This window comes from Winogradskyella ludwigii (assembly GCF_013403985.1).
In the GTDB taxonomy this organism is placed as follows: domain Bacteria; phylum Bacteroidota; class Bacteroidia; order Flavobacteriales; family Flavobacteriaceae; genus Winogradskyella; species Winogradskyella ludwigii.
In genome coordinates this window covers 406771-420418 of record NZ_JABFDF010000002.1, presented here as the reverse complement: position 1 = coordinate 420418, position 13648 = coordinate 406771, and the positions used below count along the sequence as shown (strand labels likewise).

At 31.9% G+C, this 13648-nt stretch carries 11 protein-coding genes; 6 read left to right on the top strand and 5 right to left on the bottom strand.

Going from position 1 to position 13648, the window contains the following annotated elements:
- Positions 1 to 8: 8 nt before the first annotated feature.
- From HM981_RS07890 to htpG, 3 genes are all read right to left on the bottom strand, one after another.
- Positions 9 to 686, bottom strand: a complete 678-nt coding sequence (locus tag HM981_RS07890) for a carboxypeptidase-like regulatory domain-containing protein (RefSeq protein ID WP_179338229.1) — start codon at positions 684 to 686, stop codon at positions 9 to 11.
- A gap of 181 nt (positions 687 to 867) precedes the next feature.
- Positions 868 to 1602, bottom strand: coding sequence for a Tim44 domain-containing protein (locus HM981_RS07885; protein WP_179338227.1), 735 nt, complete (start codon positions 1600 to 1602; stop codon positions 868 to 870).
- Positions 1603 to 1705: 103 nt separating this feature from the next.
- Entirely contained in the window at positions 1706 to 3616 is a 1911-nt protein-coding gene (htpG, locus tag HM981_RS07880; RefSeq protein ID WP_179338225.1) for a molecular chaperone HtpG, read from the bottom strand.
- A 263-nt stretch (positions 3617 to 3879) separates the two neighbouring features.
- On the opposite strand from htpG, the gene HM981_RS07875 reads away from it, so the two are divergent.
- Both HM981_RS07875 and HM981_RS07870 read left to right on the top strand, forming a co-directional pair.
- Complete coding sequence (locus HM981_RS07875) at positions 3880 to 4890, top strand: 3-oxoacyl-ACP synthase III family protein (protein ID WP_179338223.1); 1011 nt, start codon at positions 3880 to 3882, stop codon at positions 4888 to 4890.
- An 85-nt stretch (positions 4891 to 4975) separates the two neighbouring features.
- Positions 4976 to 5158 (top strand): hypothetical protein, encoded by a 183-nt coding sequence (locus tag HM981_RS07870; protein ID WP_179338221.1) that lies wholly within the window; start codon positions 4976 to 4978, stop codon positions 5156 to 5158.
- 413 nt (positions 5159 to 5571) lie between these two features.
- Here HM981_RS07870 and HM981_RS07865 read toward each other — a convergent pair whose 3' ends face one another.
- Positions 5572 to 8019 carry an outer membrane beta-barrel family protein gene (locus HM981_RS07865; protein ID WP_179338219.1) on the bottom strand — a complete coding sequence of 816 codons (2448 nt, stop codon included), beginning with the start codon at positions 8017 to 8019 and terminating at the stop codon, positions 5572 to 5574.
- Between the two features lie 103 nt (positions 8020 to 8122).
- Between HM981_RS07865 and HM981_RS07860 the strand changes: the two genes are divergently transcribed.
- Entirely contained in the window at positions 8123 to 8485 is a 363-nt protein-coding gene (locus tag HM981_RS07860; protein ID WP_179338217.1) for a CoA-binding protein, read from the top strand.
- On the opposite strand, the gene HM981_RS07855 is transcribed toward HM981_RS07860, so the two are convergent.
- On the bottom strand, positions 8482 to 9927 hold the full coding sequence (locus HM981_RS07855) for a sodium:solute symporter (RefSeq protein ID WP_179338215.1): 1446 nt from the start codon (positions 9925 to 9927) through the stop codon (positions 8482 to 8484). The two genes, HM981_RS07860 and HM981_RS07855, sit on opposite strands and share 4 nt — an antisense overlap.
- A 166-nt stretch (positions 9928 to 10093) precedes the next feature.
- Here HM981_RS07855 and recR point away from each other — a divergent pair, with 166 nt between their 5' ends.
- The 3 genes from recR (at position 10094) to HM981_RS07840 (ending at position 13319) form a co-directional block, all read left to right on the top strand.
- Entirely contained in the window at positions 10094 to 10711 is a 618-nt protein-coding gene (gene recR, locus HM981_RS07850) for a recombination mediator RecR (protein WP_179338213.1), read from the top strand.
- Between the two features lie 7 nt (positions 10712 to 10718).
- Positions 10719 to 11819, top strand: coding sequence for a glycosyltransferase family 2 protein (locus HM981_RS07845; protein WP_179338211.1), 1101 nt, complete (start codon positions 10719 to 10721; stop codon positions 11817 to 11819).
- Positions 11820 to 11909: 90 nt separating this feature from the next.
- Positions 11910 to 13319 carry a dihydrolipoamide acetyltransferase family protein gene (locus HM981_RS07840; protein WP_179338209.1) on the top strand — a complete coding sequence of 470 codons (1410 nt, stop codon included), beginning with the start codon at positions 11910 to 11912 and terminating at the stop codon, positions 13317 to 13319.
- The last annotated feature ends 329 nt before the right edge of the window (positions 13320 to 13648 follow it).

The following is a 13648-nucleotide window of genomic DNA, read 5'->3' as shown; positions in this document are numbered from 1 at the left end:
GTACTCGATTAATTTCTTTTAGACTTGTAGATTTGTTTAACTGCAACTTTGCCCATAATTACGCAAGAAGTATATTTCATGTCTATTTTTAAATCAATATTTGAAGCTGATGTTTTATTTTCTATAACTACTTTTTGAGATTCAAACCCTACATAACTAATAATTAATACATCGCCTACTTTTAGTTTTTCAGGAAACTCAAAATTACCATCAAAATCTGTTGCAACTCCAATTTCAGTACCTTGTAATACTACATTAGCGCCTGGTAATGGTGAGTCACTTTCAGACACGTAACCTTTTATGGTAATATTTTTTTTGAATTTTAAAGCTTTAATCTCAGAGGTGTTCTCTTTTGACTCTACTGACTTTTTTGCATCTTGTGCTTGTGCTGTGATACTGGTAAAAAAAGCTAAACAAGCTAGTCCAATACCGCTTACATAGCTCAGTAATTTGTTGTTTTTGACTTCTTGGTTATGCGTTTTTAACTGGTTATCATTAAATCGTCCACAAGTGTTTTCTGTTGTTTTGTTCTTAAAAAAATGGCCAATCTCATTTGCATTCATTTTTGTGAAATCTATGACTTCCTTTTTACAAGAACCACAAAATCCTCCTTGAACGGTTGGAGAAAATTGATCGAAATTTTCTGAACAAGGTGTTTTAATGTCTAAGTTGAATTGATTTTTCATGAGATAAGATTTTAATGTTAGTATAAATCAAACCTATGAACCATTGAAGGAATAAAATATATGGAATTAGTTAATGATGCTTTTTAATGAGTGTAACATCCTTTTTAATGAGTTTATAAAATAAAAAAAACCACTTTGAATTAACAAAGTGGTTATAAGTAATATTTAAAATACTAAAGATTTATTTTGTTGTTAGGGTGGTACTGCTATGAAATTCTGGTATTACATTTTTCATTTTAGCAAAAGCTAAACTAAATTTACCTTCTCTAATATCATCCAAAAGCCATTTACCATTGGTATATTCCATAATCCAAATTTTCTCTTCGTCACCAAATTCATTTTTCCCTTGTACAATACGATTTGTTTCTCTGTCTTTTAAATAATCTTTAATATCTGCAGTAATAACAAAAGCAATTTTAGACCCTTCAAGATCTTTAGTGTCACTTAGCTCTATGTAAAGCGGTTTTACACTTTTAATTTGGTCTAACTTACATACGTTTTTAAGATTTTCTTTTTTCCATTGGTCTAAATGAACGCTCTGTTGGTTCTGCCAATACCAATGATTAACATATTCTGAAACTTCTTTCATGTCTTCTTTATCCCAAGCGATATAAACACGCGTAAATACGTTACGTACATTTTTATCTAGGTTTAACCACGAAAAATCTTTATTCTTTAATCCAATTTGATTGAGCTGCTTTTTGGTTTTCTTGACAGCAAAAAACTCTACGCAATAGGTGTAAGCGATTAAAGGAAAGAGCACAATAAAGAGTGCAAACAAAATTATTTTTCCCCACCAAGTTTTAAATAGTCCTTTAGCAATTGTACCACCAGGACCTGCATAAACAGGATCGATGTAAAACAAAAAGCCAATAATGAGTATCGTTAAAAGTATTTTTTTGTGCAGTGGTTTCATAATCTTAAACTTTATCTGATAAAATTAACAAAAAAAACCACTTTGAATTAACAAAGTGGTTTTGGTCTTGACTCTTGGCTCTAAAAGCGAAGCGGTCTTTTATCTATTTGATCATCTCGTAACTACGTTTAATAAAGTTGGTTAACTCTTCGCCTTTTAATAGACCTTGAGATAAACGCGCTAAATCTAAACTTTGCGTAATTAAACGTTCTTGTTTCTTCTTCGTTTTAGTTTCTAAAATTTCATTAACTAAAGGAGAATTTGTGTTAACAATAAGGTTATACATTTCTGGCATATTACCAAACATCTGCATTCCGCCACCACCAGTCTGTTGCATCTCTTTCATTCTGCGCATAAATTCTGGTTGTGTAATAATGAATGGTGACGCATCACTATCCATAGCTTCTAATTGTACAGCGAACTTTTCAGAAGGAATTACTTCTTTTAAAATAGTATCTAATTCCGTTTGTTGCTCTTCACTTAATTTTGAAATGGCAGTTTCGTCTTTCTTAATTAAGTTATCAATATGGTCTCCATCAACTCTTGCAAAAGAAATATTCTCTTTAGAAGATTCTAATTTTTGAATTAAATGCGGAACAATTGGTGAGTCTAACATTAACACTTCGTAACCTTTCGCTTTTGCAGCTTCAATATAACTGTGCTGTTGGTCTTTGTTAGAAGCGTAAAGAATTACTAATTTACCATCCTTATCTGTTTGTGTTGCTTTTGTTTTGTTGAAAAGCTCATCATACGTATAAAACTTTCCATCTACTGTTGGGTATAAAGCAAAGGCATCTGCTTTTTCGAAGAATTTCTCTTCAGATAGCATTCCGTATTCAATAACAATTTTAATATCGTCCCATTTCGCTTCAAAATCTTCACGATTTGCGTTGAATAAAGATTTCAACTTATCGGCTACTTTACGTGTAATGTAAGATGAAATTTTCTTCACCGCACCATCTGCTTGTAAGTAAGAACGTGATACGTTTAATGGAATGTCTGGAGAATCAATAACACCACGTAACATGGTTAAAAATTCTGGTACAATCCCTTCAACATTATCTGTTACATAAACCTGGTTTTGGTACAGTTGAATTTTATCCTTCTGCATGTTCATATCATTGGTCATCTTAGGGAAATACAAGATTCCTGTTAAGTTGAACGGATAGTCTACATTAAGGTGAATGTTAAATAATGGCTCGTCAAATTGAGCTGGATATAATTCTCTGTAAAAACCTTTATAGTCTTCATCATTTAAATCTGCTGGTTGTTTTGTCCAAGCAGGATTTGGGTTGTTAATAATATTATCAACCGTGATTTTTTTCTGAGGCTCAGTAATTTCTTTTCCTTCAGCATCCGTAGTTGTTGCAGGTGTAAATTCTGGATCGTCAATTTCTTTAGTTCCAAATTTAATTGGAATAGGCATAAACTTGTTATACTTATTAAGTAACTCACTAATTCTGTTTTCTTCTAAAAATTCCGTAGAATCTTCTGCAATATGAAGAATAATTTCTGTTCCTCTAGTTGCTTTGTCAGAAGGTTCTAACGTAAACTCTGGCGATCCATCACAGGTCCAATGTGCAGCATCTGCTCCAGTGTGCGACTTTGTAATAATCTCAACTTTTTCCGCTACCATAAACGCAGAATAAAACCCTAAACCAAAGTGTCCAATAATTCCTGAATCTTTAGCAGAATCTTTGTATTTGTCTAAGAATTCTTCAGCACCAGAAAAAGCAACTTGATTGATGTATTTTTCTACTTCTTCTGCAGACATTCCTAATCCTTGATCAATAATATGAAGTTTTTTACCTTCTTTATCAATTACAACTTCAATAATAGGATTTCCGTATTCAGATTTAGATTCACCAATACTAGTAAGGTGCTTTAATTTTAGTGTGGCATCTGTACCATTACTAATAAGTTCACGTAAAAAGATTTCGTGATCGCTGTATAAGAATTTTTTAATAAGCGGAAAGATATTCTCTACCGATACATTAATACTTCCTTTTGTCATTTTATTTGAATTTTTACCTCTTTGTCACGTTAAGCGCAATCTAAACGTAATTGAAGGCTGTTATTTATTATTTTAATTACAGATAATTACTAGTCAAATAAAATACCAAGAAATTAATTATGACAAGATGGCACAACTCTAAAGTATTATGCGTGCATAACGAATCCGATTTGGAATAAAAGTAAATTGTATCTTATAGGTTAAATTCGCAAGAGATAACTAATATGTTTTCCGATGTCACGGAAACGAAAAATAAATTTTCGATGTACAATTCAAAAATAATAGGCTTAGGAAAATACTTACCAGACAATGTGGTAACCAATGATGATTTATCTAAATTCATGGATACTAATGACGAGTGGATTCAAGAGCGAACAGGGATTAAAGAACGTCGTTGGGTAGAAAAAGATGATGGAGATACTACAGCAACTATGGGAGTGAAAGCTGCTAAAATGGCGATTGAACGTTCTGGATTAGATAAAGATGATATTGATTTTATAATCTTTGCAACACTAAGTCCAGATATGTATTTTCCTGGTCCAGGTGTACAAGTGCAACATGCTTTAGATATAAAAACAGTAGGAGCCTTAGATGTACGTAACCAATGTTCTGGTTTTGTTTATGCCATGTCTGTAGCCGATAATTTTATAAAAACTGGGATGTATAAAAATATCCTTGTTATAGGAAGTGAGTTACATTCTCAAGGTATGGATAAAACGACTCGAGGACGAGGAGTTACTGTAATTTTTGGAGATGGTGCAGGAGCTGCAGTTTTAACTAGAGAAGAAGATAATTCTAAAGGCATTTTATCAACACATTTACATTCGCAAGGAGAACATGCAGAAGAATTAGTATTAGTAGCTCCAGGAATGGGTAAACGTTGGGTAAGTGATATTTTGGCAGATAATGATCCTGATGATGTAAGTTATTTTCCACATATGAATGGACAGTTTGTGTTTAAAAATGCCGTTGTTCGTTTTAGTGAAGTGATCATGGAAGGTTTAATGAAAAACAAATTAGAAGTCGATGATATTGATATGCTAATTCCGCACCAAGCAAATCTGCGTATTGCACAGTTTATACAACGTAAGTTTAAGTTAACCGACGATCAGGTATTTAATAACATTCAGAAATACGGAAATACAACTGCTGCATCTATTCCAATAGCATTATGTGAAGCTTGGGAAGAAGGAAAAATAAAAGAAGGCGATACCGTTGTATTAGCTGCTTTTGGTAGTGGCTTTACTTGGGGAAGTGTGATTATTAAATGGTAGAATTCCTGCGAAGGCAAGAGTATATTAATTCTTATAATAAATGAATTTTAAAAAAAAAAATATAATATAGTTACAATTATTAATTATGAAGAATAATCTTGGACTTGTTGGGTTTATTGCTGTTATATTTCTGACTTTCGGAATCACCTATTTAGATTTTGATAATCTGAATTTTGGAGATAATTATAAAGCGTATGCGATGTTAATTATCGGAATTATACTTTTTATTATAATGTTTTATAAAAGTAAGAAAAAAATAAAGCCTTGAGGAAATGAGTTTGCAAGTTGAGGGATAATTAAGAAATGAATAATGTTTTTCTTTGTGATCGTTGAGCGAAGTAGACGTAAAAAAAAAAAGGATTTGATGAATGATAGCATTCTTTTAAACTTACAGATTATCTTAATTCATAAAATTTAAAAAAGCCCAAACAATTTCTCGTTTGGGCTTTCCAACTATTAATCAACTTTACTAACACTATTATAAATCTCCATTTATAATAATTACTATTAATCTTATTACTATAGACGTAATAACTCTTGTTATATTACAATTGATAATGAGTTTAACTCGCATTTAACAAAAAAACAAAAACCCGAAACTTGCGTTTCGGGTTTTCTCAATTTAATAGTCGATTACTAACACTAACCATTAACATTTTTTTTCAACTATTAAATATGTCTTTAAAACATGCCGCCACCTTCTTTAACGTCATTATCACGTTGTTTACGAGATTTTGCTCTGTATTTTCCACCTCCAAAACGGTATGATAAACGTCCAGATATTTGTTGACTTTCCCAGTTAAATCTCCCTTGTTGTGCATAAGGTCTTTGTCCATCGAACTGTGCATACATGGTATTAAAAATATCATTGTAACTTAAGCTAAAGCTAGCTCTATTATCTTCAAGAAAACTATAACGCATACCTAAGTTAACCATAAGCATATCGTTCATTTCAAATTGAATATTTTTATTTTTTGCTCTGTACATTCCAAAAGCAGAAAAACTTAAACTGTTACTCACTTTAAAATTGTTAAACGCTCTTAAGTTCCAAGCAACGTTATCTACTTCAACAGTATTTAAAACAATGTCTTGGTTTACATCAAACGATTCTGCAAGACTTTTTTGAGTTTGCGAAAACAAATCGAAACTCGCGTTAATACTCCACCATTTTGTTGGTCTGTAATTCGATGATAATTCAATACCAAAAGCGGTTGTATTATCAAAATTCAAATTGGTAAAGATTAAGCGATTAACATCTGTTCTGTCAATTAAAATAGCTTGTTGAATTTCGTCTTCAATAATTCTGTAAAAAACACCAGCTGTTATGCTACCTTTTTCTAGTTGTCTTGTGTAATTAGCTTCAACAGAATTGGTGAATTGTGGTCTTAATTCTTGATTTCCAAATTCGGAAATTAAAGGTGTACTCCAATTAGGTAAAGGATTTACTTGTCCAATTCCTGGTCTATCAATTCTTCTACTATAACTAAACTGGTACGAGTTTTTATCTGAAGCAGAATAGGTAACAAAAGCAGAAGGATACAATTCAAAATAATTGTTTTCAAAAGGAATAACCAACTCTTCTGCTGAAGCTAAATCTTTTTTAAAGGCATCAGAATCTACATTAACCGTTTCTGCTCTTACGCCTACTTGGTAACTCCATTTTTCTAATGTTTTGCCATAAGTAGCATAAGCCGAATAGATATCTCTTGCATAATCAAAGTTGGTCGTTGTTGGAATATAATCTCCAGATTCATTCTGTTCACGTGCATCAGATTCGTAAAAAATATTAGTGTCAAATAAACGTGCTTCCAAACCTAATTCTAATTTGGCAGACTCAGATAATGGATTAACATAATCTAAATTAACGGTTGTACTCTTTCTATCAGTGTCTGTGTCTTCTATGAAATTTGGACGTTGAGAACTTAAAAATAGATTGTTGGTGTCACCAATACCTTCATAAGTATTATAATCAACTTCAAGTTCTATATTGTGACCTTCATCGTTAAAATCGTGCTTATAATTAAAGTTATATTGTTGCGAATCGTTTTCAGTATTGGCTTCAGCATATTGCTCTTCCAAAAGCGCTGAATCGTTTAAATAAGCAATGGCAGAGTTCGAATTGTTTTTGCCATCAAATATATTCTGATTCGTAAAAACTGAAATTGTATTCTTATCATTTAAGTAAAAATCGAGCCCTATTTTAAATAAATGAGATTTATTATTATTTAATATGTCAAAGTTTTGCTCTATGTTTTGTTCGGTTCTATTGATATAACCGTTGTTAACATTTTTTGAAATATTATTACTGTAAGAACCGTATAAATTGAATTTTCCGTTTCGGTAATTGGCATCAATAGAGCTATTAAATTTAGGTTCAATATCATAGGCTAAACCCACATTAATATTTCCATTAAAGCCAATTTGTGTGTTTTTATGAAGAACAATATTTATAAAACCACTCATGCCTTCAGGATTGTATTTTGCAGAAGGATTGGTAATTAACTCAATACTTTTAATTGATGTTGAAGGAATTTGTTTTAATAACTGATCTGCAGGAATGTTAGATAGTTTTCCGTCGACCATAACACGTACATTCTGGTTACCACGTAAACTAATAGCTCCAGATTGCTGATCTACACTAACAGAAGGTAGGTTATTCATAATCTCGCTTGCATTGGCTCCAGCCGTTTGTAAATCCTTACCAATGGTAATTACTTTTCGATCTACTTTTTGCTGAATGGTAGACACATCGGCAACGATAGTTACTTCATCTAAACCTGTAGATTCTTCTTCGAGTTTAATATCTCCAAGATTCACTTTGTAATTACCTTTTCCTAAAGTTACATTCTTATCTATGGTTTTAAAACCGACAAATTGAATAGAAACAATAACAGTACCTTCAGGAATGTTCTCAATACCAAAAGTACCATTGCTATTAGTAATGCCACCAGTAATAATTTTATTGGCAACGTCTTTAATAACAATATTTACATAGGGTAAAGGTTCGTTGAGCTCTGCATCTATAACACGTCCAGAAATAGAACCGCTTTTTATGTCAGAATTAGAGTTGGGTTGTGCACTTAAAATGGTTGATGACACCATAATAAGCATTAAAAGTAAATGCTTCATTTTTGATTGATTATTTTGATTGATTTTATAGTTTGTTATTAAGTAGACGACTATATTTATATTATGTTACTCATATAATTTTACTTAACATTTTTTTAACATTATGAAAAAAACAACATTAGTTATCGGAGCCTCATTAAAAACAGAACGTTATTCTAATAAGGCCATTAAAAAGCTACGTTATTTTAAGCATAGCGTAAAAGCAATTGGTTTAAGAAAAGGTGAGGTTGAAGATGTATCTATCGATACAGAATTAATGCCTTATAAAGCTATAGATACTGTAACACTTTATCTTAATCCGCAACGTCAAGAATCCTATTACGACTATATTATTGGTTTAAATCCAAGGCGTGTTATTTTTAATCCTGGTACAGAAAATCCTGAATTTTATAATCTGTTAAAACAGAATTCTATTGCTTTTGAGGTGGCGTGTACGTTGGTATTATTAAGTACTAATCAATATTAAGACTTCTTTTTTATTAGGAACAAACCTAAAAACATCAAGAGGCCATTAACGATTAATATCTCGAAACCGATTTCATAGCCATTAAATAATTCTTTAGAATACATATTTAAAACATAGGATAAGATTGGAGCTGCAATTGCAATAATCCAAACAAACTTATCTTTAATTTGTGATTTGGTTATTAATCCAAAGGCGAATAATCCAAGTAAAGGTCCATAAGTGTAGCCTGCAGCTTTAAATAGTTCCCAAATTACAGAGACATCTTTAAAGATTAAATCGAATAATAAGATAACCAAAACAAGTACAGCACTAAAGCCAACATGAACACGCTTTCTTAAGCCTTTTCTTTTGGTTTCGGGTTTGTTTTCAATATCTAAAATATCAAAACAAAACGATGTTGTTAAAGAGGTTAAAGCAGAATCTGCACTAGAATAAGCTGCAGCAATTAAACCTAATAAAAAGAATGCTGAGGTTATAATGCCTATTTCTGGAAGCATAGCAATTGTTGCAAAAAGATCATCTTTTGAAGCTGTAATTCCATTGGCAGCAGCATATTGGGTTAACATTAGTCCAAGTACTAAGAACAAGAGGTTTACAAAAATTAACACAATACTAAAGGTTATCATGTTTTTCTGAGCATCTTTTAAATTACGACAGGTTAGGTTTTTCTGCATCATATCCTGGTCTAATCCAGTCATGGTTATGGTGATAAAAATCCCTGACAAGAAACTTTTCCAAAAGTATTGCGAATCATTAACGTCATCAAAGAAGAACACTTTACTAAGGTTGCTTTCTTGAGTGTAAGTAATAACTTCGCCAATGCTATGTAAGTCTAAAGCCGAAGCCAAAAACACGATGGTAACAACCACAGAAACCAACATAAATAAAGTCTGAAGTGTATCTGTAAATATGATTGTTTTTATACCACCTTTAAAAGTATATAACCAAATTAGTGCAATGGTAATGATTACAGTGATAGCAAAAGGAATATCAAAAAGATCAAAGACAAGAAGCTGTAATACTTTAGCCACTAAAAACAAACGAAATGCAGCTCCAACGGTTCTAGAAATTAGGAATGCTACAGAACCTGTTTTGTAACTTACAATGCCAAAACGATCTCTTAAATACGTGTAAATAGAGGTGAGGTTTAGTTTATAATAAAGCGGTAATAATGCATAGGCAATTATCAAATACCCAAAAAAGTAACCAAAAACCACTTGTAAATATCCAAATTGCTTAGCTTCAATAGCACCAGGAACCGAAATAAAAGTGACACCAGATAGTGAAGCGCCAATCATTCCAAAAGCCACCAAATACCATGGAGCAGATTTATTAGCTTTAAAAAAAGCGGCATTAGAATCTTCTTTTCCAGTGAAATAAGAGATTAAAATAAGCAATCCAAAGTAACATACAATTAGTAGAAGTATTGATGTTGGCGACATGATAATTACGTTTTAGTATAATTTATGAAAGTAATGCATTTGAAAAAAAAGAGTGCCTTAAAACAGAATTAATTATTAAAAACTATCTCATAAATGATAATTTGCTCTAGAATAGTCTTTTAAAACGATCACTTTTTTATATACAAAAATCTGTACCTTCGCGCCCATGGAATTTTCATCAAAACTTTTAGAAAACGCAGTTAATGAAATGTCGCAATTACCAGGGATTGGTAAGCGTACAGCTTTGCGTTTGGTATTGCATTTATTGCGTCAGCCTGAAAATCAAACGTTTCAGTTGGCTAATGCATTGTCAAAAGTAAGGTCAGAAATTAATTTTTGTAAATCTTGTCATAATATTAGTGATAAGGTTATTTGTGAAATTTGCGAAAATCCAAACCGAAATAGCGAATTAATTTGTGTCGTTGAAGATATCAGAGATGTCATGGCTGTAGAAAACACGAGTTCTTTTAAAGGCTTATATCATGTTTTAGGAGGGAAAATATCTCCTATGGATGGAATTGGACCTCAAGATTTACAGATTAATTCGTTAGTTGAAAAAGTAAAAATGGGTAAAGTAAAAGAATTAATTTTTGCTATGAGTCCAACGATGGAAGGAGATACAACGAATTTTTATATTTTTAGGCAGCTAGAAGGTTACAACGTAACAACCTCTACCATTGCAAGAGGAGTCGCAGCTGGTAACGAATTAGAATACACTGACGAAATAACCTTAGGTAGAAGTATTATAGATCGTGTGCCTTTTGAAGCATCATTAAAATCTTAGTGCTGTCGTGAAACTCTCTGTAATTATACTCAACTACAATGTTCGAGATTTTTTAGAATTATGTCTAAAAAGTGTCCAAACTGCTATTGCTACCCTTGATGCAGAAATTATTGTGATAGACAATAATTCGCAAGATGATAGTTGTGCTATGGTAAAAGACATGTTTCCTTCTGTAAAACTTATAGAAAATAAAGATAATTCAGGGTTTTCAAAAGGAAATAATATTGGTGTCGGTCAAGCTAAAGGAGAATATTTGTGTATTCTTAATCCAGATACGGTTGTAGCTGAAGACACATTTACTAAACTTTTAAAGTTTACAGAAAGCAAATCCAATCTTGGTATTGTTGGTTGCCAACTTATAGACGGAAAAGGTAAATTTCTTCCAGAAAGTAAACGTAATGTGCCAACACCTAAAGTATCCTTAAAGAAAGTGTTAGGGAATGATAACGATTATTATGCCAACCAACTTCAAATTGAAAGTTCTGGTAAAGTAGATATTTTAGTCGGAGCATTTATGTGGCTAAAAAAAGACGTTTACCAAGCTGTTGGAGGTTTTGATGAAGCTTACTTTATGTATGGAGAAGATATAGATTTATCCTATAAAGTTAAAAAAGCAGGTTACGATAATTATTATTTTGGAGATACAACAGTTATTCATTTTAAAGGGGAAAGTACTTTAAAAGATGCTAAATATGCCAAACGGTTTTATGGAGCTATGCAGATCTTTTATAAAACACATTTTAAACGTAATTTAGTATTTAATGCAATAGTTTGGTTAGGTATTAAAATGGCTTACCTCATTCGTAATACCAAAGATGATGTGGTTGTAAAGCAAAACAAAACCTATTTATATTCAACCGTTCCGGATCAAGATTTATTAAAGCAATTGGTGAAACCTATCATAATTAAAAATTCTATTCAAGAAGAAATTGAAAGTAACAGTGTTGTAGTTTATGATTTTAACATGTTGAAATCGAGTACTGTGATCTCAGATATGAAACAAAAATCGAAGCAAGAAAATATTGTGTTTCGATTTCTTCCAAAAAACAGTAAATTTATCATCGGAAGCGATAGTGCTATTAATAGAGGTGAAGTGTTACACTTTTAATATGATTTTATTGAATAAAATTCAGTAAAACATCTATTTTTTTAGTAATTTTGCACGCGATTAGCAAATAACGACCTACAATTTAAAGATATGGCAAAGTTTGAACTTAAGTTACCTAAAATGGGAGAAAGTGTTGCAGAAGCAACTATAACCTCATGGCTTAAAGATGTTGGCGATACAATAGAAGAGGATGAAGCTGTTCTAGAAATAGCAACAGACAAAGTAGATAGTGAAGTTCCAAGTGAAGTAGAAGGTGTTTTAGTTGAAAAACTATTTAACGTTGACGATGTTGTACAAGTTGGACAAACGATAGCAATCATTGAAACTGAAGGAGGTAATGTTGTAGAAGTTAAAGCTACTGCTGCAGAACCAGAAACTGTTGCAGAGCCTGTTGCTCCTAAAGTTGTAGCAGATGTAGCACAAACTGTTGTTGCTGCAAAAGCATCAGTAGAACCCGTTGTGTCTACTGAAGATCGTTTTTATTCTCCATTAGTAAAAAATATAGCAAAACAAGAAGGTATTTCTCAAGCCGAATTAGATACTATATCTGGTTCAGGTAAGGATAATCGCGTGACTAAAAATGATATTAAAGCCTATTTAGAATCTCGTAGTTCTGCACCAAGTCCTGTTCATAAAACAGAGCCTATTTCAGCAACTAAATCTGAAGATACGATGAAGCTTGATGCTGAGCGTCGTCAAAATTCGATAGAAACATCTAAAAAAGATATAGCTCCAGCTCAAGAAAAACCAAAATCAGAGAAGCCTACTGAAAAGCCAGTTACAATTTCTGGTGGTGATGAGGTTATTGAAATGACCAGAATGGGGAAACTCATTTCAAAATATATGGTAGATTCGGTACAGACGTCTGCACACGTTCAATCGTTTATTGAAGCTGATGTTACTAATATTTGGAATTGGAGAAAGAAAGTTAAGGATGGCTTTATGAAACGTGAAGGTGAGAATCTAACCTTTACACCAATTTTTATGGAGGCTATTACTAAAGCTTTAAAAGACTTCCCAATGATGAATATTTCTGTTCAAGGAGATAAAATCATAAAAAAGAAAGCCATTAATGTTGGTATGGCAGCAGCTTTACCAGATGGTAATTTAATTGTTCCTGTAATTAAAAATGCAGATCAACTTAATTTATATGGCATGGTAAAACGTGTTAATGATTTAGCTAATAGAGCTCGATTAGGAAAATTAAGTCCAGATGATATTCAAGGCGGAACTTATACAGTGACCAACGTTGGTACGTTTGGCAGCATTATGGGAACACCAATTATTAACCAACCACAAGTTGGGATATTAGCATTAGGTGCTATTAGAAAAACACCTGCTGTTATTGAAGGACCAGAAGGAGATTATATAGGTATACGTTTTAAAATGTACTTGTCGCATTCTTACGATCATAGAGTCGTTAATGGAGCACTTGGCGGACAATTTGTGAAAGCCGTTAAAGATTATTTAGAAGATTGGGATTCTGATCGTGAAATATAATTTAAGCTTAAGTAGTTAAGTTTTATGACATACAATTTATAAAAGCACAGTTTAAATACTGTGCTTTTTTTATGAATAAATTTTATTTCATATTAATTCTTCTCGTTTTAATAAATTATCTGGTTAAAATTTTTAGAATAAACCGTTAGTTATGAGATTGATTTCATTGTACTTGTGTGAAGTTTTAGAAATGTCACGTCCCCAAAAAAAGAAATAAATAACATTCATCCATCGCATCGCACGCAATTATCTACACTTATGGTTTTTTATGAAAATTTTAAAATAGAGCAATTAAAAACCAGAATGGCTCTTAATTTTTTTAAATAAAC

Bases quoted from the DNA above. Each gene is read 5' to 3' on its own strand.
- HM981_RS07865 (WP_179338219.1), bottom strand. From the start codon at position 8,019: ATGAAGCATTTACTTTTAATGCTTATTATGGTGTCATCAACCATTTTA.
- HM981_RS07860 (WP_179338217.1), top strand. From the start codon at position 8,123: ATGAAAAAAACAACATTAGTTATCGGAGCCTCATTAAAAACAGAACGT.
- recR (WP_179338213.1), top strand. From the start codon at position 10,094: ATGGAATTTTCATCAAAACTTTTAGAAAACGCAGTTAATGAAATGTCG.
- HM981_RS07875 (WP_179338223.1), top strand. From the start codon at position 3,880: ATGTACAATTCAAAAATAATAGGCTTAGGAAAATACTTACCAGACAAT.
- HM981_RS07840 (WP_179338209.1), top strand. From the start codon at position 11,910: ATGGCAAAGTTTGAACTTAAGTTACCTAAAATGGGAGAAAGTGTTGCA.
- htpG (WP_179338225.1), bottom strand. From the start codon at position 3,616: ATGACAAAAGGAAGTATTAATGTATCGGTAGAGAATATCTTTCCGCTT.
- HM981_RS07855 (WP_179338215.1), bottom strand. From the start codon at position 9,927: ATGTCGCCAACATCAATACTTCTACTAATTGTATGTTACTTTGGATTG.
- HM981_RS07890 (WP_179338229.1), bottom strand. From the start codon at position 686: ATGAAAAATCAATTCAACTTAGACATTAAAACACCTTGTTCAGAAAAT.
- HM981_RS07885 (WP_179338227.1), bottom strand. From the start codon at position 1,602: ATGAAACCACTGCACAAAAAAATACTTTTAACGATACTCATTATTGGC.
- HM981_RS07870 (WP_179338221.1), top strand. From the start codon at position 4,976: ATGAAGAATAATCTTGGACTTGTTGGGTTTATTGCTGTTATATTTCTG.